This is a genomic window from Maridesulfovibrio ferrireducens (assembly GCF_900101105.1).
GTDB lineage: Bacteria > Desulfobacterota > Desulfovibrionia > Desulfovibrionales > Desulfovibrionaceae > Maridesulfovibrio > Maridesulfovibrio ferrireducens.
In genome coordinates, this window is sequence record NZ_FNGA01000001.1 from 1 (window position 1) to 26,692 (window position 26,692).

At 43.8% G+C, this 26,692-nt stretch carries 21 protein-coding genes; 4 read left to right on the top strand and 17 right to left on the bottom strand.

Features of this window, described 5'->3' with window-relative positions:
• Nucleotides 1-458 precede the first annotated feature (458 nt).
• Nucleotides 459-728: a hypothetical protein gene (locus BLT41_RS00005; protein WP_092157073.1), complete on the bottom strand. Its 270-nt coding sequence runs from the start codon at nt 726-728 to the stop codon at nt 459-461.
• 346 nt (nt 729-1,074) lie between these two features.
• Between BLT41_RS00005 and BLT41_RS17785 the strand changes: the two genes are divergently transcribed.
• From BLT41_RS17785 to BLT41_RS00020, 3 genes are all read left to right on the top strand, one after another.
• Nucleotides 1,075-1,284: a DUF1016 N-terminal domain-containing protein gene (locus BLT41_RS17785; RefSeq protein WP_425283303.1), complete on the top strand. Its 210-nt coding sequence runs from the start codon at nt 1,075-1,077 to the stop codon at nt 1,282-1,284.
• A 335-nt stretch (nt 1,285-1,619) separates the two neighbouring features.
• Nucleotides 1,620-4,580, top strand: coding sequence for a chemotaxis protein CheB (locus BLT41_RS00015; RefSeq protein WP_092157074.1), 2,961 nt, complete (start codon nt 1,620-1,622; stop codon nt 4,578-4,580).
• A gap of 58 nt (nt 4,581-4,638) precedes the next feature.
• Nucleotides 4,639-6,894 carry an ATP-binding protein gene (locus BLT41_RS00020; RefSeq protein ID WP_092157075.1) on the top strand — a complete coding sequence of 752 codons (2,256 nt, stop codon included), beginning with the start codon at nt 4,639-4,641 and terminating at the stop codon, nt 6,892-6,894.
• 72 nt (nt 6,895-6,966) lie between these two features.
• Here the strand turns inward: BLT41_RS00020 and BLT41_RS00025 are convergent, their stop codons facing one another.
• From BLT41_RS00025 to BLT41_RS00060, 8 genes are all read right to left on the bottom strand, one after another.
• On the bottom strand, nt 6,967-8,217 hold the full coding sequence (locus BLT41_RS00025) for a tyrosine-type recombinase/integrase (RefSeq protein WP_170830272.1): 1,251 nt from the start codon (nt 8,215-8,217) through the stop codon (nt 6,967-6,969).
• A 720-nt stretch (nt 8,218-8,937) separates the two neighbouring features.
• A complete protein-coding gene (locus tag BLT41_RS00030) occupies nt 8,938-9,798 on the bottom strand; it encodes a YitT family protein (RefSeq protein WP_092157077.1) in 861 nt (286 codons plus the stop codon).
• A 113-nt stretch (nt 9,799-9,911) separates the two neighbouring features.
• Nucleotides 9,912-10,154: a hypothetical protein gene (locus BLT41_RS00035; protein WP_092157078.1), complete on the bottom strand. Its 243-nt coding sequence runs from the start codon at nt 10,152-10,154 to the stop codon at nt 9,912-9,914.
• Between the two features lie 12 nt (nt 10,155-10,166).
• A complete protein-coding gene (locus BLT41_RS00040; RefSeq protein ID WP_092157079.1) occupies nt 10,167-11,213 on the bottom strand; it encodes a DMT family transporter in 1,047 nt (348 codons plus the stop codon).
• A 35-nt stretch (nt 11,214-11,248) separates the two neighbouring features.
• Nucleotides 11,249-11,800: a C-GCAxxG-C-C family protein gene (locus BLT41_RS00045; RefSeq protein ID WP_170830273.1), complete on the bottom strand. Its 552-nt coding sequence runs from the start codon at nt 11,798-11,800 to the stop codon at nt 11,249-11,251.
• An 88-nt stretch (nt 11,801-11,888) separates the two neighbouring features.
• Entirely contained in the window at nt 11,889-12,806 is a 918-nt protein-coding gene (locus tag BLT41_RS00050) for a glycyl-radical enzyme activating protein (protein WP_342025531.1), read from the bottom strand.
• Between the two features lie 90 nt (nt 12,807-12,896).
• Nucleotides 12,897-13,184, bottom strand: a complete 288-nt coding sequence (locus BLT41_RS00055; protein WP_092157081.1) for an ErpA-related iron-sulfur cluster insertion protein — start codon at nt 13,182-13,184, stop codon at nt 12,897-12,899.
• Nucleotides 13,185-13,257: 73 nt separating this feature from the next.
• Complete coding sequence (locus tag BLT41_RS00060; RefSeq protein ID WP_092157082.1) at nt 13,258-15,687, bottom strand: pyruvate formate lyase family protein; 2,430 nt, start codon at nt 15,685-15,687, stop codon at nt 13,258-13,260.
• Nucleotides 15,688-16,034: 347 nt separating this feature from the next.
• Between BLT41_RS00060 and BLT41_RS00065 the strand changes: the two genes are divergently transcribed.
• Entirely contained in the window at nt 16,035-17,525 is a 1,491-nt protein-coding gene (locus BLT41_RS00065; RefSeq protein WP_092157083.1) for a sigma-54 interaction domain-containing protein, read from the top strand.
• Nucleotides 17,526-17,600: 75 nt separating this feature from the next.
• Here the strand turns inward: BLT41_RS00065 and BLT41_RS00070 are convergent, their stop codons facing one another.
• The 8 genes from BLT41_RS00070 to cuyA form a co-directional block, all read right to left on the bottom strand.
• A complete protein-coding gene (locus BLT41_RS00070) occupies nt 17,601-19,145 on the bottom strand; it encodes a BCCT family transporter (RefSeq protein ID WP_092157085.1) in 1,545 nt (514 codons plus the stop codon).
• Nucleotides 19,146-19,809: 664 nt separating this feature from the next.
• Nucleotides 19,810-20,538 (bottom strand): GntR family transcriptional regulator, encoded by a 729-nt coding sequence (locus tag BLT41_RS00075; protein WP_244512154.1) that lies wholly within the window; start codon nt 20,536-20,538, stop codon nt 19,810-19,812.
• A gap of 16 nt (nt 20,539-20,554) precedes the next feature.
• The gene (gene murI, locus BLT41_RS00080; protein WP_170830274.1) at nt 20,555-21,442 is read right to left on the bottom strand and encodes a glutamate racemase; all 888 of its coding nucleotides are present in this window, start codon (nt 21,440-21,442) and stop codon (nt 20,555-20,557) included.
• Nucleotides 21,405-22,655 (bottom strand): hypothetical protein, encoded by a 1,251-nt coding sequence (locus tag BLT41_RS00085; RefSeq protein WP_092157087.1) that lies wholly within the window; start codon nt 22,653-22,655, stop codon nt 21,405-21,407. The genes murI and BLT41_RS00085 overlap by 38 nt, the downstream gene beginning before the upstream one ends.
• A 63-nt stretch (nt 22,656-22,718) precedes the next feature.
• On the bottom strand, nt 22,719-23,999 hold the full coding sequence (locus tag BLT41_RS00090; RefSeq protein WP_092157088.1) for a TRAP transporter large permease: 1,281 nt from the start codon (nt 23,997-23,999) through the stop codon (nt 22,719-22,721).
• A 12-nt stretch (nt 24,000-24,011) separates the two neighbouring features.
• Nucleotides 24,012-24,503 carry a TRAP transporter small permease gene (locus BLT41_RS00095; RefSeq protein WP_092158746.1) on the bottom strand — a complete coding sequence of 164 codons (492 nt, stop codon included), beginning with the start codon at nt 24,501-24,503 and terminating at the stop codon, nt 24,012-24,014.
• A gap of 65 nt (nt 24,504-24,568) precedes the next feature.
• On the bottom strand, nt 24,569-25,564 hold the full coding sequence (locus BLT41_RS00100) for a TRAP transporter substrate-binding protein (RefSeq protein ID WP_092157090.1): 996 nt from the start codon (nt 25,562-25,564) through the stop codon (nt 24,569-24,571).
• Between the two features lie 113 nt (nt 25,565-25,677).
• Nucleotides 25,678-26,679 carry a D-cysteate sulfo-lyase gene (gene cuyA, locus BLT41_RS00105; protein ID WP_092157093.1) on the bottom strand — a complete coding sequence of 334 codons (1,002 nt, stop codon included), beginning with the start codon at nt 26,677-26,679 and terminating at the stop codon, nt 25,678-25,680.
• Nucleotides 26,680-26,692: the final 13 nt, after the last annotated feature.

Genomic DNA, 26,692 nt, shown 5'->3' on the forward strand with positions numbered 1-26,692 from the left:
TTGCTTGAAAAATCTAAGGCCATGACTAGCAAAATAACAAACAAAACAGTTAGATGCTGGCTTTTTAAGATCTAATATATTTTGAATAAAAAAATCTTTGCCAGAGGGGATCGGAAAACTGTAATAAATGTAATTAATTGCAGTTATAGATGCAAGACACTAAAATTGCTAAACTAAAACCCTTATCTAAGTGTAATGAAAAGTGTAATTTTCTGTAATACATATTACACTTTGAGATTACATTTCTTAAAAACACAACCACCTGAAAAGACAGATCATTACATTTTAAATTACATATTATTACACTTTTATTACATTTAAAAAATAGATTATTTCTCTTTATTTCAGCCGTTTAAGCTCGAAACGCGTAATGGCTTACAAAAGTTACACTTTTCCGAGACCCCCCTCGTACCGCAGAACCAGCCCCAGACGGACATTTTTTACTCCGTGTGCCTAGGCTATATGAGGGGAGATATTATAGGATTAGCAGATTTAAGTTCCAATTTTTTACCCTCATTGTTTTGAAAGTTAAAAGTAGACTTCTTCGGCTGTCTGGGAAGATTGCCATCCAAATCAAAGCGGCAAAAATGAACGTAGCTTATCGTCAGCAACTCATCATTTTTTAATTTTTTATAAATTGCTTTTTTCGAATAGCCCTTCTCAGTCAATTCTCTAATCACTGACAACGAAGCTATCACTTCAACCCTTGCATCATATTTTTTTCGCACTCTATCCTCCTTTTGTACTCTGACTTACTAGCCATAATAAGATCACTAAAACTAACAGATTAATCATTTTAAAGTCAAAAGTATTAGACTGTTAGCATGTGAAATTTTAGGACACTATGTGATACTTTCAGACACTAAACGATATTATAGACGATTAAAGATGATTTTCTGATATTTAACAGTGAGCATCACAAATTATCTAAAAATAACCATTAATCCTGTATAATAATTTAAGCTTTGAAGGCAGGACAGGTAAGGTGGGCCCACTTTTTTAAAGTGGACGCCCTTACGTCCTGCTCCCTATGGGAGAAGAGCTTATTCGCCTGCGGCTCAATGCTGGGGGGATATGATAAATTTGAAGCAGATCAAAGCGGTAGTTTCAGTAAATAAAGAGTTGCTACAATTTTATTGGGAACTTGGGGCAGATATTATTGAACAGCAAAAAGAATCCACATGGGGAAATGGATTTTTGAAAAAGTTAAGTGCAGATTTAATCCACACTTTCCCTGACACTAAGGGCGTTTCATATAGGAACTTACGGTATATCAGTATCTGATTTTTATTTTACACAAGTCCTAAATTCAATTTGGCAACAGCTTGTTGTCAAATTGAAAAACAGGCACATCTTTTCCAAAATACTCTGGGGGCATAATTTAGTAATTATCTCGTAAGTGCTGGGGTGATTTGATCTGCTGACTTACTGTAATCTTGTTTTCAAGGGAATATATACTCCTCTTTTTTTATCGCAACTAATATAAAAACTATCTTAGGTGGTATTTTGAGTGTAGCTTTGTTACAATAAACAATTAGATCATTTTGATTTCCAAATCAATTTAAAAAAAACCATTAATTGAGTAGCTTAGTTCATATTTTTAATAGAAGGAAATCGTTATGGGAAAAGAAAAAAAAGTTGATCAAGCGGATAGCGGGTCCGAAAAAAATACAAAATCGGTTGAAAATATGACCTCTCAGGATCAACAATCTATCGATCACTATACACCTGAATTTCCTATTGTCGGTATCGGGGCATCTGCCGGTGGGCTTGAAGCATTGGAGTCTTTTCTACGAAATGTGCCTGAAGAGAGCGGTATGGCTTTTGTTATCGTTCAGCATTTGGACCCGTCGCAAAAAGGTAGCATGGTTAGTTTGCTCCAGCGATATACTTCGATGCCTGTCTTTCAGGTTGAAGATGGGATAAAGATCAAGCCCGACCATGTGTATATAATTGCTCCAGGTAAGGAAATATCCATCTTGCAAGGTGTGTTGCACCAGTTTGAACCTACTCAGCGACGAGGGTTACGTCTCCCTATAGATTCTTTTTTCCAATCACTGGCTGAAGACCGGCATATAAATGCTATTGGCGTTGTTCTTTCAGGTATGGGGTCAGATGGAATGCTTGGTTTACGGGCTATCAAGGAAGAATACGGCATGACTTTCGTGCAAAATCCGGACTCTGCAAAATTTAATAGCATGCCGCTTAGTTCTATAGATGCTGGACTAGCGGATGTTGTAGCCCCAGCGCGCGAGTTGCCCTTGAAGATTACAAACTGTCTTAAACGGACACTAATGGGCTCCGATAAAATAATGACGAGAACGCATCAGGATTCGATGGGAAAAATAGTACTTGTTCTTCGTTCGCAAACTGGACACGATTTTTCTCAGTATAAAAAGAGCTCAATTTATAGGCGCGTTGAGCGTCGCATGGGTGTGCATCAAATAGATAAAATGTCTCAATATGTTCGTTTTTTAAGAGAGAACCCTCAGGAAGTAGATCTTCTTTTCAAGGAAATACTGATCGGGGTAACAAATTTTTTCCGTGACCCCGAGATATGGGAACACCTTAAGAGGATTATCCTTCCTGCTATGATGAAAGACTTTCCCGATGGTGAAACCATGCGAGTCTGGATGCCCGGATGTTCAACGGGGGAAGAAGCATATTCTTTATCGATGGTTTTCAATGAAGTTCTGGAAGGCCAAATAGCGCCTAAAAAATTATCTATCCAGATATTTGCTACCGATCTTGATAATGATGCCATTGATAAAGCCCGTATGGGAGTTTATCCTCAGAATATAAGCTCAGATGTTTCAAAAGAAAGATTGCTCCGATTCTTTACACAGGAAGGAGAGTTTTGGAGGATAGAATCGGATATTCGAGATACCGTGATATTTGCGCCGCAAAACATAATTATGGACCCTCCGTTCACAAAACTTGATATCATCGTCTGTCGCAATCTGCTCATATATCTTGATCAGGAATTGCAGAAGAAACTTATTCCTATGTTTCATTACAGTCTTAATCCAAATGGAGTTCTTCTTCTTGGTAGCTCGGAAAGTTTAGGAATCTTCACTGATCTTTTCACTCCTCTGGAGGCTAAAATGCGCCTTTATAAACGTCTTGATAGTGATGAACGTCATATTCCAACACTTTTTTCTCGCAGGCTCCCCCCCCTTTATTCTCCAGTTATTAAAGAGCAAGATCCTAAAACTCCCATAATTAATGTTCAATCTTTGATGGAACAATTGATTCTAAAGAATTATGCTCCGGCCGCAGTTCTAGCCACAAGCGATGGTGATATATTAAATATCACCGGGCATACTGGAAAGTTTCTGGAACCGCCAGCCGGCAAAGCTAATTGGAATTTGTTCGCCATGGCACGGGAGGGGCTGCGTTTTCGGCTTAGTTCAGCATTTATACAAGCTTTTCGAGATCAAACTGTCACAACAATCAAAGGTGTTCATATAGAGGATGGAAATAGTTTTAATGTGGTTGATGTTGTTATCCATCCATTAGCGAAGTTCAGTCAGATGAAAAACATGCTTATGGTTCTTTTTAGCGCAGGGTACTCGCCAGAAAAAGACTCGTCAGTCATAGTGCCTACGGTAAAAGCAAACATTCTAGGTGTTACAAAGGGGATGCAACACGAATTACAACAGGCCCGTGATGAAGTACAATTTCTTAAGCATGAGATGCAAACGTCACAGGAAGATCTGAAGAATAGTAATGAAGAGATGCAATCAACTAACGAAGAACTTCAGTCAATGAACGAAGAACTGATGACTTCCAAGGAAGAGATGCAGTCAATGAACGAAGAATTGCAGACGGTTAATCAGGAATTGAAAGTCAAAATAGACAATCTCTATGAGTCTAATAATGATATGAAGAACCTGCTCGACAGCACTAATATAGCAACTCTGTTTTTGGATGAGGATCTCAATATTCGCCGATTTACGGCTCAGGCTACGACTATCTTTAAACTTCTACCCGGGGATGTCAGTCGTCCTTTTACAGATATTGTTTCTAATCTTGACTATCCGGAGATGTCTGCGGACGCAGAAGAAGTAATGAAGTCTCTGATTTATTCTGAAAAGGACATATCCAGCTTGAACGGGATGTGGTATAAGATTCGTATTATGCCTTACCGAACGGATGACAACAAGATAAGCGGACTGGTAATTACGTTCTCCAATATAAGTCAGGCCAAGCATCTTGAAACTATGTTAAGGCTGAAAGAACGTGAGGCTCTGGATCTTTTTACGGAGATGCCTAACCCATTCGCTCTGCTTGATTCTGTTTTCGATGAAAAGGGAAATTTTGTAGAAGCGCAGGTTGTTTTGGTCAACGAGGCTTATGAGCATTTGATGGCAGCATCGGATGTGAAAAAGACCTTGCACGAAATCTGGCCGGGAATTGAACAAGCGGCTTTTGAGGCATGCAAGGAAACTGTCATGACTGGCAAGCCGAATAGTTTTGAGCAACATCACGGACGGCTGGGAAAAAAAATACGAGGTTTCGCCTATAGACCGGGTGTAACTCCTAAGCGCTTCTGTCTTTTATTTGAAGTTAGTTCATAGCTATACACGGTAAGGCTGCGAAGCACATATTTGCCTGAGTAAGTCGGAGGAGAATGTCATGAAGAAGAGTGAAGTTAAATATATGGATCCAGATACTCTCCGTAGTCGCGCACAAGCCTTATTAAAGAAAGACCCTTTTGCTCTAACTACCAATGATAATCCAGTGGAATTGCAGGCAGTAATTCAGGAGCTCCAGATTCATCAAATTGAGTTGGAACTGCAAAACGAGGAGCTGCGGTTAACGCAAACAGAGTTGAAAGAGTCTCGGGACAGCTTTGCAGACCTTTATGATTTTGCTCCCATCGGTTACCTTACTGTTGGCCGGAATGGGGCCATTCGCCACATCAATCTCACTGGAACAAAACTGCTGCGAACGGATAGACAAAAAATTATTAACAGTCGGTTACAGTTGTTTTTTGAATATGACTCTCTCTTCGGTTACAATCAGTTTATTGAAAAAGCTTTTGATACAAATGTTCAGGTGGCATTTGAAACGCAGCTGGTAATAAAAAACAATCCCGGGCCATATGTTCGCCTTGAAGGTTTTGTCTCTGAAGGTACGCAGGAATTTCGTATCGCCATGATAGACATTACGGAGCAAATTAAGGCCAAAGAAATTTTAGAGCACAATCTTAATCTAAGCTCAGCCCTTGCAAAACTATACGCCCCGATCATAATGCCCGATGCCACAGTCTCGACTTCTGCACATGTTGTTCTTGAAGAGGTCATTAAACTCACAGGCAGTCAGTATGGCTGTATTGGTACATTTGACGCGAATGGGAGTCTTGACCATATTTCTACTAACACAATGAATGATTGCCGTGTTGTTTCTATGGATGAGTCTCCAATGTTTAGAGTAAACAGTGCTGGAGAATTCGCGTCCTTGCAGGGGTACAGTCTTAATACACGAAAACCATTTTTCACAAATGATGTTGCCAAGCATCACGCCTCAACCGGTATTCCTGATGGGCACGTTAAATTGAACAACTTACTAAGTATTCCTGTGCTGCTTGGGGATAATTTGTTTGGACAAGTTATGCTGGCCAATAAATCAAGTGACTACACAGAAAATGACATTGAAAATCTCAAGCCTTTTACAAACATATTTGCTTTGGCCATTCAGCGATTGAAAAACAAGCATGATTTGACAGCTGTTAAAGAGTTGCTGCACAGGATTCTGCTGGGAATAAAAGCAGGAATAATAGTTGTTGATCGGGAGACTCAGAAAATTGAAACGATTAACAACATAGCTCTGGATATGCTGCAAGGGGCAGAAGAAAATTATGTAGGCATGAATATCGATGTTCTTAATTGTATAAATTCAAGTGGAAAAAAAGTGCCGTTTTGCACTGCAAACATTGAGAGGAATGGGGGAACTGACCTCAGGATCTCGAAGTATGATGGCCAGATGGTCCCGATACAGAGAATTGTTTTGGAAGATGTTATTGATGGAAAAAATAAATTCCTTGGGATCATATTTGACATAACAGGCAGAAAGAAATTGGAACGCCGCTTAGCCTTGTCGCAAAAAATGGAATCCATCGGGCAGCTGTCTGCTGGAATAGCTCATGAAATTAACACCCCCTCACAATATATTGGAGGGAATCTGAAATTTATGAGCGGTGCATTTGATGAGATTAGTTCCTTTTTGAATAAATATCGAAATGACTTCGATTCTCTCTGCAAGACGGGTCAAAAAGAGTTGCAAACTCAGTGGGATAAACAGGATATTGACTATTTTCTCACAGAACTACCGAATTCTATTCTGCAATCGATTGAGGGAGTAGATCAGATTTCAAGTATTGTTAGCGCCTTAAAGCGTTTTTCACATCCCGGATCTGATAGTAAAGTTTCTTCGGATATCAATGATGCACTGAAAACTACCAGTATAATATGTAGGAACGAATGGAAATATCATGCAGATGTCGTCTTTGATTTTAAAGATGAAGAATTTTCGATTCCCTGTTATATTAACGAACTGAATCAGGTTTTTGTTAATATAGTAATTAATGCTGCCCACGCATTAAAACAAAAATATGAACACAGTGACACGAAAGGAACCATCACTATTCAAACACGAGATGTTGATAAGTGGTTTGAAATTATAATTCATGACACGGGAGCGGGTATTCCTGCCGAGGCTTTGCCGCGTGTGTTCGATCCTTTCTTTACAACCAAAGAGATGGGGGTAGGTTCAGGCCAAGGTTTAGCTCTTGCGTACTCAATTATAACCGAAAAACATGGTGGTACAATAGAGTTTAAAAGTGAGGAAGGAGTCGGGACAACATGTTTAATCCGGCTGCCGATACAATGAGCTTCACCCCAAAAACTCCATTCTTATCCTGATACGGTTTATTTAAACCTTAAAAAAGTTCAAATCAATTTACTATCCCAACCGCGCAATTGCCTCTTCAGCTACACTCTGGCTTGATTTCGCATACCTTGAAACCATAGTGAAATCTCTGTGACCTAACAGATCTCTCAAGATCGTTATAGGTGTACCTGCATTGCCGAGTCTCGTTGCGAAGGTATGCCGTAGAGAATGAAAATCAAGCGTCATTCTGCGGTCTGTTATGCCCTCGTTTAATCCTAATTTTTTTACAACTCTGGGAAAAGTTTCACTCACACTCTTGAACGGGATATTGCCTCGCCCGGGCCAGACTAAATCAATCTGTTTGGGATTTTGCTTTTCAAACTGGAGCTCTAACGCTCTATAAAGTTTTTTATGGATTGGAATTAATATTTTACGATCCAAGCCACCTTTACCTTCAAGACAATTGATATGGCCACTTTTTAAGTCTATGTGCATCCACTTCAAATTCGCTGCTTCTGCAAATCTAAGCCCTCCATAAAGACTGGTCATTGCAAGCCCATAAGTAACAAAAGACCTTTCCTCAAGGGAAGCCATTAATCTGCGTTCATCACTCCCTTGCTCCCCCCTCTTAGAATCAAAAGTATCTAAAGTTCGTTGCTTAGAATTATCACCAACTAAATTTCTAAGCTTTACACCTGCTATAGGATTAACACCATGCCACACAAAGTGCTTTTCATTGACCCCAATAGCCCCTTCAATGGCTCTATTGTACACCTGCCGAACTATCACGAGACAATGCTTAGTAGAGGCAGGAGAAAGCTTTCTGAGCAGCGTCGCTTTTATCTGCTCAAGAAGATAGCTGTTAACCTCATTGAAAAGAACTGTGTGCAGGCTACCTTTCAAATGTGAATTGTAACGCTGCTCGTCATCTTTCCAATGCTTTTTGTTGTTTTTAGCCCAGATCAAATAAGCCGCAAAAACTTCACCAAAAGTAATACCTTCATTATGTTTGGATTCCGCTTCCTGTAGTTCGATTTGACTATCTAGCTCGTTCTTTAGTTTTAAAAGCTCAAGTTCTTGCTTATAGGTATAGGGCTTTTCGCCCTTTTTTAAATTTTCCAAATATTCGTCACGTTTTAGATATGCTTTCTCTTCAGACCATCCGGCCGATTCCCAGCCAAGAGTTGAAGCAAATCTCTGACCTGAACCTGAGTACCTGATATCAAAACAACGATCATATCGAACACCATACTTTCTGGATTCGTGCTTATACCATCGAACGCCTTTGAACTTCTGTGAAGCTTCCCATTTAGGAGTTGCCATCATTCCCTCCTCTTAACTTTCTTACCATCTTCTTACCACTTTCTTACCATTTTCGGCCTTATTAGCTATGAAAACGTATGAAGACATGTGAAGACTTTCTACACAACAAGAAAGATAAAATCAAGCAATCAAAGGAATTAAGAGCACTAAAGATAGGCATAAAAAATTAGTTTGAGCGCCGGACTACGAATCCGTAGGCCAGAGGTTCGAATCCTCTCAGGCGCACCACAAGAAAAACAAGGACTTAGATGAAAATCTAAGTCCTTTTTCTTTTTTGCGCTGTTTTTGTCCAATCCGTAAGATTCCCCCCCGTAAAACCCTTTTTTTTAGACAACTAATAAACACAACAATTTAAGATAGATAAAGATGCTGCACCTAAAAGAGTTTTTATATTTTTCACAACACAACCTTGTAGAATTATAAAATATTAAATACAAAAAGCCTAGTTCACTGCCGGATAGGCAGCTTAGAAATGCGGTCAATACAATTTTGAAGTGTACGCAGGGATTCACTACCGGATTGTGCAGTGTGTGACAGTGTGCAGGTGGTGCCTGATTTAACAGGGTTACGCATGCTGCTGCTGTGGATTAGGAAACAAAAAAGACACAAAACAAGCCCCACAATGACTTCTGTCACTGTGGGGCTTGTCTTATATCTCTACTGACTTAAAATGTGCAGGTCGGTTGGTTAGCAAATCCCTGCAATACAATAACTAATTATCTAATAAACTTTACGCCGTGCAAACGTTCCGCCAATAACACTAAATGTGTTTTCAACAACGAAAACAGCTTGGGGATCACAATCAAAAACCAACTGTTCCAATGAACGTAGACGGATGTTATCCGAAATCGAAAAGACCATATCTACGTCATCGTCGGTGTAACCGCCCTTCCCTTGAAAGACCGTCACATGGTATTTTTCTTCCGTCATAATCTTTACCAATTCATTAGTCTTTTTGGTTACGATACGCACGGCCTTGCGTTGATTCAAAAGCGACAGAACATACTCAGTGACCACTGAACAAATGAAAATCATCACCATGGAGGCAATAAGCTTGTCAGGTGTATAGCGGCTCAGAGCAGAGAACATAACACATGAGTTGACAAAGAAATAAAAAACTCCAATTCGTATTCCGAACTTGCGGTTCAAAATAACCGCAACGACGTCCAGACCTCCCCCGCCTCCGTAGGTACGAAAAATGAGACCACAACCAACTCCCATGATCGCGCCGGCAACGATGGCTGCATTCATCTCGTTTTTGATCCCCAAGTCAAGATGGACATAGGAGGTCATCAACGTCACGGCCACCAGCGTTGCAAGATTAAGAAAGAAGAAACGCCTTGAAACGCCCTTCCAGGCAGCAATAAACATCGGGATGCTGATGGTAAAATACCAACTGGCCAAGGAGAGACTCGGCAAATTCTTCTGAATAACAACCGCTAAGCCATACGAGGTGCCAGGCACGAAATCATGATGCACAGCCACTCCGTTGTAACCGACAACATATACGAAACCGCCAAGGACTAGCAGAAACAGGTTCCACGCAAGGGAATCGGTAATATTTCTTAGTTTATTTTCCATGATTTATCTTATTAATGAGTTTAAAATTGTATTGGCTGTTCTGGACCAAAGGGCAGCCATTTTCGTCACGCACACTTCTTTAGAAAAATAGAATCCCTGCACAATGAATCACCTTACAAAGCCCTCTCTACTCTTTCTTTTCCGTAACAAGACAAGAAATATCGTTCCTCTTCCACCGGTGAGAGTTTAAGAATCCCGACTGCCTTTAAGGCCATCAGGTCGCTCTCCACATTCTTATAAGTAAAATGCTTTTCTAATTCATAATCAGGCTGCATTCTCTGCAGCACTTCGTCAGTACCCAGCGAATGCTCATTCAAAAACAGAGAAGCTATTGCCAATCGAAAAGGCCGTTTCATATCCTTATCCTCCTAATCCACATTTCGCAGATTGATCATATCTTTTGGATTACCGATAACGAAGAGCGACCCAACAAAGATACAGGCGGCTCCAAAAATTAACTGCATTGTGATGTCAATTTCTGTAAACAGGGCACTCAAGACAATAGCCCAGAGTGCATAAGAAATATTCAGAGCCATGGCACGACTCACGCCAGTCATATTCATAGCCCGATACCATGACACATACGTAATGCCGCCGACGACACCGGCACACGCCATAAACAGCAATCCTTTGCTGGACATGAGGCTGCTGACAATCATCGAGGCAGAAGCATCTATCGGAAATTCAACAAAAAGAAAACAAGCCATCAAGAAGCAAATGTAGAAGCAAGAAGAAATGATATAACGGATATTGAGGGCCACCACCGGATCAATGAAATCCATGCCGGATGTGACGCATACTCCCTCCGCCCCCCAACCTATTGTTGCAACAATGGCGAAAATGATACCCAGCGTGAATGTCGCTGTCCTGGCACTGTCAGCATCCGACGGTGTGTAGCCAATTACTACGGCTCCTACAATACAGACGGCAATACCAACCCAAGCCAACGGCTTGATCGATTCCTTGAGAAAAATTACGGCCAAAACAACCGCCACGCCTGGATACAACGCAGTGATAGGCATCACATAGGCAGCCGGAACCAATTGCAACGCAGCCATATAGCCGCCCATTCCGCAGGAAGCCCCAATCAGGCTGCCCAGAATGATAATCCGGCCAGGCTTGCTGACGACACTTCGCCCAACTTCACACAGCTTACCGGCCTTATAATTATAGGCCGAAACAAATATAGCGGCAAAGAAGTCATGCAATCCTGCGCACAAGGCCGCAATAACCATAAACACTAAACCTGCCGAATCCATGTTGAACGGCTGGTATCCATGCGCCAGCTCGACCAACAAACCATCCCAGGCCCAAAGAAAGCCGGAAAGCAGGCCAAATATTATGCCAACCTTAGCAAAGGCCAGAGCTTTATCTTGAAGTTCTGCCCTTGCAGGCTTTTCTTCTATCAATTCCATTGTATATTTATTCCCTTGAAAAATTTCTTTCTGCGTTATTCAACAATCTTGCTTACTTTCCGCTCACGGCGCATCTGCTTCATCTTTGCGGCATAAACCGCAGCGGTGTCCTCACTGTCGAAACTCAAGTTGGGGGAAACGGGTTCAAGAAGCAAATGGGCGCAGATGGACGCAGCAGATTCCACATAGTCCAGGCACGGGCCCTTGGATTCTGAATTTGGATCACGACCCTCACACAACACACGGCAACACGCGCTGCCATACGAAGTAATGAATCGATCATGTAACTCCTTGGAAGCCTTGCGCACCTGCTTGTCATCGGCAGGCTGGGGGCCTTTGCCGAGGATGAGGCTCTGGGCCATGACCGCTCCGGTCAATGCGCCACAAATACAACCAGCATCCCCGATACCGCCACAAAATCCCTTGGACAATGCAATGACAAGGTCTTGTGACAAACCGCCACCGAACTCATTATTAATCACGGTAAGCACGGCTTCGGAGCAGCACAGAGCATGACTGCCGTACAGACTCCGAGCCTCTTTGCCGACCTTGGCAATTTGCATATTATCCTTTGAATTAAGACTCATTTCACTTCCTTCGAGAACTCGCATCCCCTGACCAATTCACCAAGAGGCTTCAGGTTCGGACTTGAGTAAATTTATTCAGGCGCTTTTGTTATACAATCAAGGCCCTTAAACCATGATGGGCAAATCGTCCCAGCACGACTTCCAATTGTTCAGGCGCGTATTCCTCAGAGATAAGATATTCCCATCCCAAAGCTGCATATTTATTCCGGCCAAAGGCGTGGCACGGCATGACCTCAATCTCGTCCTTGCCGAATTCCTTGAGAAATTCAGCCATGGCTCCAATATTTTCATCAGAATCATTGAGATTCGGCATAAGCGGTACGCGGATAGTTACTTCTACGCCGGATTCCAGAGCCGTCCGCAGATTGCGAAGAACGATCTTATTGTCCTGCCCCGTCAGCCGCTTGTGCTCTTCCGGGTCCATGTGCTTCATATCGAACAGAAAAAGATCGGCTACCTTGATAACCTTATCAAAACGGGCCGGGGCACAGAAACCGCAGGTGTCTATAGTGAGATGGAAACCTTCTTCATTGATCGCGTTGGCCAGATCGAAAAAGAAATCACCACCGGAGGTGCACTCTCCGCCCCCCAAGGTCACACCGCCGTTTGAATTCTCATAAAACAGGCTGTCCTTGCACACGATATCCATGACGTCCTCGACGGACAAAGTCTTGCCGACCATTTCCCGAGCCTTGGAAGGACAAGCCTCGACGCACTTGCCACAGTCGATACACTTGTCACGGTCAACGATAAATTTACCATCCTGCTCACTCACTGCACCCTCGGGACAAAAGGCGGCACAGGCTCCGCACCCCACACACAATTCATCATAATACAACAGTTGTGGCTGGAAACTTTGCGATTCAGGATTGCTGCACCACCGACATTTCAATGGACACCCTTTGAAGAACACTGTTGTTCGAAGACCAGGCCCATCCTGCACAGACATTCGCTGGATATTGTTGATTATTCCCTGACTCATCATTATCTCCGCAGCCATCAGCATAATGTCTGCTCTTGTTAAATTATTCCGCTCTCCATGCCCTCAGGTAAGGATTCAAAGGCATGGAGAGCGGGATGTGGGGGGAGGAGGAGATTATTCTGCGACGACAAGAGGCAATTTTTTGTCGTCCAGAGAAATCTTGAAACTCTTACCGTAACGATCCATCACTTCCTCTTCAACGATGAAATTAATGCCATAATATTCGGCTTCAACTTCGTCATTAAGATCGTCCGGCTCATCTGGAGTCACACCAAGCAAAATCTTGCGACAGCAAGGGGAACCAGTGGAGTACTGAAAAATTCGGATGCCGTTTTCATCTTCCTGCTCTAAAACGGCCTTCAGGTGGGCCAAAGCATCATCGGTGGTTTCTACTTTGAACATATCACTCATCTCCTATGAATCGTCTTTCTTTGGAGGGCTGTACCGTATTGGCACAGCCCACTCTGTTTTCTGGTTAGTTGACGTACTCGGTACGCTTGATAATTTCTTCCTGCACGCCCTTATCCAAGCGGGTAAAGTAGGCGGTAAAACCGGCAACTCGCACAGTTAAATCACGATATTCCTGCGGTGCGTCCTGAGCCTCCTGCAAGGTTTCGGAGCTGACGCAGTTGAACTGGACATGAGATCCACCGTAATCGCAGTAGGTTTTAATAAGGGAAACCAGTGTACGATATCCGTTGGGGCCTTCCAATGCAGAGGGCAGGAATTTCACGTTAAAATGGTTGGAGCTGTACGATGCGGTATCAATGGCCTCAGCACCGGACTTAATGAGCGCGGTAATGCCCTCTTTGTCCGTACCAGGCATTGCGGAAACCGAGCCATCGGTCAGAGCCTTGCCCGCCTTACGACCAGTGGGAAGTGCACCCATGAGCGCGCCAAAATAGTTGTGATAAGAAAGGGAATAAGCGTCGATCAACGGCTCACGGCCAAGAAAGTCCACACCGGACGCGCGATGGATATTATCCACGTCGCGGTAGAACTGCTGAACGAACTTTTGTGTTTCCGGCTCATCGTTGCCGTGCTTAGGCGCTTCGAAGCACATCTTCTGAATATCTTCATGACCGACAAAGTTAGTTTCCAAAGCCTCAATAAGTTGGTGCATGGAGATTTTCTTGGTGTCGAAAACCAGATGTTTGATGACAAGCAGAGAGTTAGCCGCATCCACTCCGCCTGTGGTGATGCACAAAGACTGCGGATAAGTTACGCCGCCAGCTTCTTCACAAATACCCTTCTCGATACAACCGTCATACATGGCAGAACGGAAAATGGAGGGTACGACCTGAAGACGGGCCATGTTGCCAAGGTCGGAGTGACGCATGGAAATCTTGAACAAGTGCTTCAACTGCTCCTTGTATGCGTCATAGACATCCTCAAAGGTTTCCCACTTGGACGGACACCCTGTCTCAGCACCAATCTGATACTTGGTGATTGGGTCCTGACCATTATTCAGAATCAACTCAATGAGCTTGGGCAAAGACGGATGATTCTCCTGATAAAGATAACTTCCCTTACCCGCGATACCTGTTGTCACACAACCGATATTGCCGCAGTTGCGAGCATCTTGCAGAGTTATACCGCCCTCGTAAGGAGCGAAACGAGCCAGCATGCGCTGAATCACTATGTTATTATTCAAAATCTGAGGCTGACCACCACCGACTTTGATGCATTCTACAACCTTCTTCATGTAAGAATCTTTGATCTTCGGGTGATAAAGCAAAGTCAGAGTTGGCTGCGGGTTCCTCATCTGAGTCTGGACTTCGAGGATAACCTCTTCCAACTCGGTGCAGGCGTCCTCACCATCAGCAGTCAAACCGCCAAGGGTAATGGTCTGGCCAGTGTGACCGGACAAGGCCATGGCATAGGCATTGCCCTGGTATTCGGCCAGCTCAAGGTGACGAATCCACTGGAACTTGAGAAGCTGCATGACCTGTTCTTTGGTAATACGGCCTTCATCAATATCTTTGCGGTAGTAAGGATACATATACTGACCGTAGCGGCCAGGAGTGTTGGCGCAAGCCATCTGTTCAATTTCGAGACAAATATGGACCATCCAAAAGGACTGAATTGCTTCGCGGAAGTTACGAGCGGGGTACTCGGGTACACGGCGACAAACTTCGGCGATTTCCAACAATTCCGCTTTAACTTTTGAATCAGACTCTTCGGCGGCGGTAGCTTCACACAAGTCCGCGTAACGGTTGGCGTATTTAACAACAGCCTCGAGAGAGATAATCACAGAACGATAGAAATCGACCTTCTCTTTATTACCCACAGTGGTGGGCATAGTACGCAAACGATCCCTGACGTCATCAACAAGCGCGCGGATACCCTGCTTGAGAACCTTGGGGTAATCGACCATACCAGAGCCGGAAGTTATGGACACATGATCGTACCAAAGGCCGGACTTACCATACTTGGTAGGATTATCGCCGTAGATGTCCTTGTACATGCGATTATTCATGTCGATGCAAGTACGACCACGCCATTCAGTGTAGGTCTGCTTCAACAGGTCTTGAGTCTCGTCAGCGATCTTCATTTCACCGAGAGAACTCATTTTGGCGAGACGCATCTCATCTTTAATCCAAGAGACGTTCCACTCGGGGTAGGCATACACGCCAGCCCGGACACCTGTCAGAGTGCCAACAAGAGGATTGCCATCAAGAAAAATAGTCTTCTTGGCAAGAACCCGCTCCAACAAACGTGCACGAATAAGCAGGGTGCTTTCACCGGGATTCTCAGCATAAACTTCGTGCAGGAACTGCAAGCGTTCGGGGTCCATCACCTGAGGAGCGTTGAGCAAGAATTCCTTGCACTCCTGAACACGCTCATCAGCGGTGTCCCAGTTAACAGCGTAACTAGTGGTAGCGGCGGTATCTTCTTTTAACATTGTTCCCTCCTGATCAGGGATTGAATTTATTACGTATTGATTCAGCTAATTGTAGAAATGCACGATTCAAAGTGTGGGGGCTCCATGCACTTTCAAAATGATCATTTGCAGAGGTTGTGCCATTTGTATCAATCGCAAAAAAAGTTTTTTAAACATTGAAATAACAGGATAATTATAAAAGACAAGCTTCTGACAGGCCTCTCTCAAAATGCAAGTTTTAATATTAACTTCAAAAACTTGCATTTTTATTCAAAATCTGGGATTGCCTATCGCAACACCAATATGTATTCCGAATTGCAAGACACGTTAAAAAAAGTCGCCTCACCAAGCACACATTGAGAGGAATCATGAATATCGATACCGAAACATTCCATAATCTGAACAGGGAAACCCTGCTCCATCCGTCCATCACCTGCCTGTGGGATCACTTCAGCATGGGTATGGTCATCGTGAACGGCAAAGGCATCGTCAACTACATGAATCCATTACAGAAAAGGATTGATGGATTTGAACACATCTCAGTCATCGGCGAACCAATCAATAGACTGTACCTTGCTAATGAGGAAAACATCATCCCCACACTTCAGTGTTTGCGATCAGGCAAACCGCTTCTGAAAAAGACCTATTGGTACAAGACTCGAAAAAACGAATTATTTGAATCTTACAACGACTTCTTCCCTCTCTTCAGGGACGGCAAAGTGGACGGTGTGATCTCTTTCACAATGAACACCAGCACAAACCAGATATTCACCGATGCACCGCCCCAAAAAACGAAAAGAGGTAAAAAACACGGCGGCAGTAAACAGGCCCTCTTCACCTTCGACAAAATCATAGGGCAGGATCGCCGCTTTCTCGACGCCATCGCCCACGCCAAGGCCGCCACAAATAATGACTCTGCCGTGATGATCTGGGGCGAAAGCGGCGCTGGAAAGGAACTCTTTGCTCAATCAATCCATTCCGCCAGCACAAGACGCGAAGGCCCTTTTATCCCAATCAACTGTGCGGCCATTCCCGAAGCTCTCCTTGAAGGAATGCTCTTCGGTACAACCAAGGGAGCCTTCACAGATGCCCTTGACAAAACAGGGCTGTTTGAAGAAGCAAACGGCGGCACCATCCTCCTCGACGAACTGAATTCCATGCCCATGGGATTACAAGCCAAGCTGCTTCGTGTCATTCAGGAGAAACGCATCCGTCGAGTAGGTTGCCTCAACGAAAAAGAGGTGGACGTTAAAATCATCAGCAGCCTTAATGAACACCCACTCAAGGCCATTGAACGAGGATCTCTACGCCGTGACCTCTATTACCGACTTGCTGTGGTTGGCGTATCAATCCCTCCGTTACGGAATCGACAGGATGACATTTCCATACTCATCAATTCATTCCTTAAAGACTCATACAATGGCCTCGATCAACAACCCGTCATCTTTTCTGACGATATCCTTGACCTTTTCCAGAAACATGACTGGCCTGGCAATGTCCGAGAACTCAAACACGTCATCGAAGGCACTCTAGCGCTTCTGGACGATGACCGTATCATCACCAAACGGAAGCTTCCTGCGCATTTCCTTGATTCCTATGACAGAACCGAACTCACCAGCGGGACTCAGACCATGTTCCCCAGCACGAATTCGCTTGTGGCCGACGAGGAAATCATGGATTTCAATGATATCGGGTCACGACAAAGCATCCCGCTCAAAGCTTGCATCAAGGAATATGAAGAACGATGTATTCGCAAGGTGCTTCGCCTCACTGGTGGCAATGTAGCCAAGGCCTCACGAATTCTTGAAATGTCTCCATCGAGCCTGCATTACCGAATCAAGATGCTCGGCATCCTGTAAGACAGCTACAACACAAAAAGCCCCCCGCAAGATTCTTCTTGCGGGGGGCTTCGTTATTCAATCGAAACGAGAACTTTACATTTCACCCCTGTCGATCATCTTCAGCATCCTATAGAGCGAGATGATCAGCATGACCTGGATGATACAGAACGGAGCAGAACCGGCAACAGCCAATGATTTCAGCGCATTCATAGCTTCTTCGCCGCCAACAGCCATAACGGCCACACCAAGCATCCCCAGAACCAATCCCCAAAGGATACGCGAGGCAGCCGTGGGGTTCCGGTTTCCTTTGGACACCTGCATGGAGATGAAGAAGGAAGCGGAGTCGGAGGTTGTGATGGTGAACACCAAGAGACTGATCAAAGCAAAGACGGCCGCAATATTACCCATGGGATAAGATTCCAACAGCATGTAAATAGCAGGTTCACTGCCTTGCGCCTGCATGGTGGTCCAAATAGGCAGATTGTGGGACAATTCAGCCCAAGCACCGGCCCCACCCATTATAGTGAACCAAAGAAGGGAAACGACTGTGGTTGCCAAGGTGACGCCCACGACAAATTCACGAAGGGACCGCCCTTTGGAAATACGAGCGATAAAACCGCCAACGAACGGGATGTAGGAAATCCACCAGAGCCAATAGAAAACTGGCCACCACCTGATCCAACCACCCTGCTGCAGATGACCGGCGTCGGTGAAGAAGTTCATATTCATGAATTGACTGACGTACATGCCTGTAACCTCAGTCACCATATTCAGAAGATAAGTTGTCGGACCAGCGACGAGAACAAAAATAAGCAGTCCGGCAGCAATGACAAGATTACCGATGGATAGGATTCTAACGCCACGCTGCAAGCCACTGACGCTCGAAATGATAAAAGCAACGATAATAGTGGCCATAATACTGAACTGGCCAAATGTACCAATCTCTACCCCAAAAATACGCAGCATTGCCGTGGAGATGGACATTACACCCATACCAAGAGCTGCCGAGTTACCACAGATTGCACCGATGATACCTAAAGTATCAGCAGCTTTGGCAATGGGACTAGTCGTGCACTTTTTGCCCAGAATACCGAACAGTCCGGTACCTACGCACATGGGCAGATTCTTACGATACGAAGGCAAAGCAATGGCCATTCCACCGACTGCGAACAACGCCCAGCAAGACGCGCCCCAGTTGGACACTGTAATCTGGATGGCCATGGGCACGCCCGCAGCTGCGCCGGTAGCTCCCATGTTTGCAGTATGGGTGGAGGTATACAGATGCCACATGGGTTCTGCCACGCCGAAGCAGACAAAACCAATACCAACACCAGCACTGAACAACATAGATATCCAGCTGAGGTAGCTGAATTCTGGCTTGTCGCCTTCATTACCGAGAATGATTTTACCATACCTGCTAAGGGCAATCCACATGGCAAAGAAAAAATTCACTCCAACCAGCAACATGATGAACCACGTAAAGTTCACGGTAATCACATTCTGAAAAAACGACAGCGCACTGCTCACCGCAGCGGGGTTCATACTAATGGCGGTAAGAATACACAGCATCAAGGCCATGACAGTAACAAAAATCGAATAATCGGTCTCTCCCATGAGAGCTAATAGACGGGCTTTCATCCCTTCCCCTTTTTTTTCTCAAAGATAAAAACGACACATACTCCTGCCAAGTATTGCATTAAGACAGCACCACAATACGGCCCCCACAGCACTGCGGTGCATCCGCTTTCCGGTTCTTGAAACAAACAAGAGAAAGCATGAACGCAACCAATCACAAAAAGCAAAACACGTGCCGAGTTTGTGAAAAAAAAGACATCCAGAGGTAAACACCTAAAATATATGATAAATACCATTTAGAACATCAAATAAAGAGGGGAACATGTGTACAAGATCTTGCATGCAAACAAGCAGAATCCAATATAAATATACAACTTTTTGAACATCTACTGTCTAAAGATAAACAAAATAAGAACAACGTTAAGTGGGCGATCATAACCGCATCAAATGGCAGCATTCGCCCTCTTGTTTTCTGCTGCCGCTTTATCTGTTGAACACCAAAAACGCAAGGCTGATTAGCACCGTCTGCTGTGTGCAAAAGTGCACACAATTCCGAGCACACTCCTAATCGGCTCTGGAGTCGTTTTCGACAGTATAAATAGATATTGAACATGCAAAGAAGAGGGCTCGGTTACACCACAAAAAAAGGACTTAGATAAAAATCTAAGTCCTTTTTCTTGTTTGCACTGTTTTTTGCTCAATCTGACGAAATAACCACTAAAAAAATCTATTCCTGCCGATCAACTCCATGCCGAGCCATTCTTTTACCTGAATCAATATAATGCTTTCTTATTGCCTTCTCAAGTCTGGAAGATTTTTTAGACTCAAGCGCCTCGAATATTAAATTATGCCGCTCATACACTTCTTGAGGTGTAAACAGATTTACCCAGTAGCGATATAGAAGAAATTTTGAGATTCCCTGACATGAACGTCTGCACAACTCGATCAGCAGTTCATTATTGATACGCGAAAATAAAATATTGTGAAAAGCGTTATCGAGTTCAGCTAAAGATTTTTCGTTCTCACCAGTCTCTGCAATCTGCCGCATCCCTTCTACAACCTCTTTAAGGTTACTTAGGTCTTCATCAGAATACAGAGATATAGCCTGAGTTACAGCGGCTGCTTCAAGAACGCCACCGGTAAAATAGCTGTCTTCTATCTGTTTTGCTGTCAGCGCTGCAACATATTTACCTTTTTGCGGCTCAAAACAAATAAGCCCTTCTCGAGAAAGCATTTGCATTGCTTCACGAATCGGAGCGCGGCTGATACCCAGAGTTTTGGAAAGAACTACTTCTTTGACCTGATCTCCGGGCGAAAGTTCACCTTCAAGGATCAGACGCTTGATATACTCAGCAACCTGTTCACTATAGGTCAATTTTTTTATACCGATCATATCTTCCTCTGAACTGAAAGGATCACGGGCAACGGATGAAATATTTGAATAATTATTGTTCATATCTTTACAGGTAAGTTCATTGGTTGTCGAGATTAACTCTGCCGACAGATTCGGCCGAAATATCAGTTCCGAGAAACTTTCCCCCAACACGGGCAAAGCGGCTCAGGGCATCCGTTGCATAAAAAGAAATGGTTCCTTTATCATCAGGAGCATGTGGATCAGGTATCTTAAACAGCCCTTTCAACTCAACAGCAAGACTTTCAGCAGGATCGATAAGAACTGTCTGCGGTCCTACTATCTTTTGAATCAACTCTTTAAATTGAGTAAAATGAGTACAACCCAAAATAAGACTATCCGGCATAATTCCGCCAAAGCTTTCAAGCAGTGGAGAAATATATCTTTTTACCGACATATAAGCGATTTCATCATCAGTCCATCCTTCCTCTGCAAGTAAAACCAGAAAAGGACAAGCGGCTGATTTAACTTCTATAGTCGCGTCTAAAGCTGCAACAGCTCTCTCATATGCTTTCGCGGTAACAGTACAAGTAGTCCCGATCACCGCAATGCTACCGCCCCGGGATTTAGAAACTGCCGCCCGGGCACCCGCAACAACCATCCCTGTAACGGAGACTCCGGGAAAAGAATCTTTCACAGTGTGGAGAGCTACAGACGAGGCGGTGTTGCATGCAATCACTACGGATTCAGCCTCTTGAGAAATCAGAAAACGAGCAGCCTGCATTGAAAAATCGATAATAGTTTCAGGACTTCTGTTACCGTATGGAAGTCTAGCTGTATCGCCTAGATAAATATAATTAAATTCAGGTAGTTGGTTAACAAGTTCTTTAAGAACCGACAACCCGCCGACTCCTGAATCAAACAGACCTATTGTCGGCCTGTTCGGTACTGAGCGAAGATTTTCATAAACTTCAGCTCCGAACCGTTTTTGAGCCGAACAAAAATTCATGATCATCCTTATTAAATGAAAAACGTTCATTGAGCTGTTCAGTTGCTTCATGGATGTTCGTTGCAAGAACAGGCAATGCTTCGCTGATAACTTGTAAAAATTTAACAGAATCGGCAGGTACAAATGCAGGGATTTTCCATTTACGGATGTATGCTTCAGAGACGGTCATCGACAAAACCGCACACATTCCAGGCATAATTCCGCCACCTCCGACCTGATCATGCATATGAGAACTCATAAAAGTTACTCCCCCGGCATCCTGACTGACAAGAAGGGCCAGTTCGGCAATGAGAGCAACTTTTTCTGCGGAAGTCTTTGTCTTACTAAAATTCGAGCCTATTTGAGAGATACGCTCTCCCAACGTTTCAACCGCATCTTTTAATTCACCGGTCCCTCTAGGGTATGCAGTATCTGAATTTATATAAGGAAATTTTGTTTTTTCAAGTGCCTTCAAGAGGGCTTCATAAACATAAACGTTGTCTGAATCTTTATTAATGCGAACCCAGAGTCTGTCATGATCGATTCCCTGACACAGAGACGGGACATAAGCTTTGCTTTCAAGAACAATTGTGGGGACAACATCAAGGCCAAGATCTTTCATAGCACGCCCTTTATCACCAAGCATGATATTCCCTTCCAGATCTTCATCCGGCCCCACGCCACCGTCACTGCTATTAACCAAAGCCATCACAGAAACAGGAATTCCTTCAATTTCAACACAAGCCCCGAAACAACCACCATTTTTATTAGGCATGTCTTCAAGACCGTATACAAGTTCACCGGGGAACTGTTTTTCGAAAGTATCCATAACGGCGAGACAGCACGCTGTCTGCAAAGCTACAGGAGCTTCAAGAATTCCCTGTCCGTAAATTCTACCGAAAACTTTAAAAGCAGCAGTTTGACTGTAAACAGCATCAAGCCCTTCACCTCTGTCCAGCAACTCAATTTCATAAGGAGTAAAACCACGCCGGGCTGTAGCTTTTCCAACTCCACCGCCGTCAGTGACTACAGTTATTTCACCAGAATAAAGATCCGCAGAAACGGAGGATATTGTGGTTCTTGCGGGAAAAGCCTTTTTAAGAATTTCAGTTGCCACAGCAAAACCAGCCGAATCATCCTGAACAAAGCCGCAATGGCTATGCACATGTCCGGCTCCGGCATGACCTGAAATACCTATAATACTCTTTTTTGAAACTGATTTAGTTACTTTCATTATGAACTGCTCCTAAAAAAAGTTCTCACTGCCTGCATATGCAGACAGTGAGATTCTTTACTACTAAAGTCCGGGAAGCCACAGGGATAACTGAGGAATGAATACGATTGCAAGCAGTGCCAGAACCATTGTGAAAAGGAAAGGCATAACTGCCGCACTGAGCTTTTCAATACTGATATTACCGATACTGCATCCGACAAACAGGTTTACACCTACAGGGGGAGTCAAAAATCCCATGGATGAACATACGATCATAATAATACCGAAATGAATCGGGTTCATACCCAGAACCTTAACCACCGGTAAAAGAAGAGGTGTAAGGATCAGAATATTTGCAAGAGCATCCATAAATGTTCCCATAATGAGCAGGAAAACAAGGATGATCGGAATCAATACATACTTATTATCAGAAATACCTACAAGAATTTCTACCAGCATCTCTGGAACATTATAGAAAAGCAGAATCTGTCCAAGAGCGGTAGCTGTCGCGACAACAAGAAAGATAGAGGATGTAGTCAGAGCAGTTCCTTTGAAGATTTCAGCAACTTTACGCCATGAAAGAGTTCTCAGGAATATGCCTTCAGCAATGAAAGCATAAAGGACAGCAATAACTCCGGCCTCTGTGGGGGTGGTTAATCCACCGTAAATCCCACCGAGAACAATAAGAGGAACCATCAGAGCAACAAGAGCTTCTTTTGAAGCAACCATGATTTCTTTAAAACCGGCCCGGTCGCCAGTTCCCGTGTAGCCGTGCTTCTTTGAAATGACATAACTGCATATCATCAAGCAAACTCCGACGAAAACCCCCGGAACAACTCCGGCAATAAACAAATCACCAACGGAGACTCCCGCAGTAGTTCCATAAATAATAAGTGGAACACTTGGAGGAATCATTACCCCGAGACAACCCGCTGCGGTGTTTACGGCTGTAGAAAAGGATCTACTGTATCCTTCTTTAATCATTGAAGGGACCATGATCCCACCAACTGCCGCAACTGTTGCAGGAGCAGATCCGGATAATGCTCCGTAAAACATACTTGTCAACACAGAAATATGAGCCATGCCGCCGGTCATATGCCCTACGAGTTTCTTAGAAACTGTAAGCAACCGTTGCGCCATACTCCCCTTTTGCATGATCTCCCCGGCCATAATAAAGAACGGGACAGCCATTAAAGGGAATACATCAAGAGATGTCACCATCTTCTGGATAATAAATTCGTAAGGCAGCATATCGCCCGCCCATACACCTACTATAACACTCATTCCAATAGCTATGCCGATAGGAACACTGAGGAGTAGAAACGCAGCCAAGGCCACGAAAGTCAGGATTATTGCAGTCTCCATATTGATTACCTTCTATTTGCAGGACATGGCAGCGAAATCTACTTCGCCTTTTAAAATTGAAATTACACGCTGAACTGTTCTTATAGCCATGAGGCCCAGTCCAACCGGTACGCTGAGGAAAATCCAGTACATTTGAATTTCGAGAGCAGGCGTTTTCTGTCCGGTTTCAGCAAGGAACAGAACCATCTGCATCCCCCAGACAGCTATACATCCACAGAAAAGAATTGTGAAAATATAAGCGACGATTGTTATGTATTTAGCTACGGCCGGACCGAACATGTTACGAAGAATAGTAACTTCGAGATGTCTGTCAGCTTGTGTGGCATAACTGCACCCGACATACACAGACCAAATGAAAAGATAGCGGGCAAGTTCTTCGGACCAATCCAGAGAACTCTGGAGGACATAACGTTGAAAGACCTGAACTGCGATAATCAAGGCCATTACAGCCAGACAGCTCGAAGAAAAAATTTCTTCTATTTTATCAAGATATTTTAATTTCATAAAACTCACGGGGACACTCCTCGTTAAGCGGGCTGCCGGGTTTTCCCGGCAGCCTGTACAGGAATTTATTCGCCAGCGATGGTTGCTTTGGCTTTATTAATCAAGTCCTTGCCGATACGATCTTGAAACTGTGCGTATACACCGGCAGTTGCTTTTGCCCAGCGTGCACGTTCTTCAGGAGTCAGAGTATAAACAGTTACACCTTTAGCGGCGAGTTTGCCTATGATTTCCTTTTCTCCGTCACGGATAAGTTTACGCTCATACAATTTACTTTCTTCAAATGAATCAAGAATGATTTTCTTGTTTTCAGGAGAAAGGCTGTCCATGAAACGTTTGGACATCATAACAAGGTGAGGACTGTAGAGGCTGTTAACAATTGTGAGGTTGTTGTTAACTTCAGGGAAGTTGTTGTGCCATGCGAGATTGAGGTCAATGTCGATACCATCAACTGTCTTCTGCTGCAAAGCTGTGTAAACTTCACCCCATGAAATAGGTGTAGGATTCATGCCCAGAGCTTTAAGAGTTGCGATATGAGCTTTGGAAGGAGTGGAACGAATTTTCAAGCCTTTTGCATCTTCAAGAGTCTTTACGGTACGTTTGTTGTTCCAAATGTTACGGAAACCGATTTCGATATATCCAAGACCGATAATACCGCTCTTTTCAAGGGCTTTTGCTGCGTTCATACCGACAGGTCCGTCAGTAATTTTGTCTGCTGCAGCATAATCAGGGAACAGGAATGGAAGGTCAAAAATCAGGAATTCATCTGAAAATGGAGCGAGATTAGGAGTTGCTGCAGAACCCATCTGCAACATATTGAACTGTAAGCCCTGAACAACGCTGTCAAAGTTACCAAATTTAGAACTGTCATAAATATCTACACGGAATTCACCGTTGGTACGTTTTTCAACAAGTTCTTTAAATTTTTCAAAGCCCTGTCCCATTGGATGCTGGGGAACGTTGGGATGAGCTAATTTGATTACAGTTGGTCCTGCGATTGCAGAAGAAACACCCATGGCGACAACCATGACAAGCGCTAAAATCAATGTTTGGATTCTGGACATGTTCTAATACTCCTAATTTTTTTTTAAAATTCAGAGAGAGAATTTACACTCTCGCTCCCTCCAGGTTTTATAAAAAAGACCCGCACTTAAAAGAAGTACGGGTCATTATGTAATTAGTCTCTGAATGTATCAAGGTATGCGTAAAGCGCAGGTGATCCGCCGGTATGTAAAAACATAACATTAGAACCTTCAGGGAAATGCCCTTTGCGTACGAGATCAATAAGACCAGCCATAGCTTTACCGGAATATACAGGGTCAAGAAGAATGCCTTCAGTGGAAGCAAGCAGTTTAACTGCTTCTACCATGCTGTCAGTAGGAAGTGAGTAACCAGGTCCGACATAACTATCAAAACAAGTTATTGCTTCTGCTGGGATTCCACCTTTAACGCCAACGCGCTCAGCAGTTTCTACAGCAAGCTTATGAACAATTCCTTCCTGAACATCTTTAGGACGGCTTACGTTGATACCGCTTACAGGAATGTTAGCGTTACAACCGACCATACCTACGACCATACCTGCATGAGTTCCTGCGCTACCACTTGGAACAACCATGTGATCAATATTAAGGCCGAGTTCGAAAAGCTGCTGCATTGTTTCTTCAGCACAAGCAACATAACCGGTAGCACCGATTGTGTTTGAAGCGCCACCGGGGATGATGTAAGGCTTTTTACCTTCTGCTTCAAGTTTAGCAGCAAGTTCTTTCATTTTAGCCATCATATCAGAACCACCGGAAACAACATCAATGCTCTTCACGCCCATGATCTGGAAAAGAAAGTTATTACCGGAAGCCTGAGGAGAATAAGTTCCCTTCACGCGTTCTTCCAGAATAAGGTGACAATCCATACCTTCTTTAACAGCCCATGAAAGAGTCAAACGACAATGGTTGGACTGAACAGCTCCACAAGTAATGATTGTGTCAGCACCGTTTTCAAGAGCGTCAGCAATACAAAAGTCGAGCTTACGAGTTTTGTTACCGCCTGCGCAGCCTGGAAGCAAATCATCACGCTTGATGAAAATATTTACTTTTCCGCCAAGAGCTTTAGAGAACGCTGGAAGAGCTTCGAGAGGAGTAGGGCCCTGTAAGTAACCACGTCTAGGGAATTTTGCGAGATTCATGATTTTTTCCTTC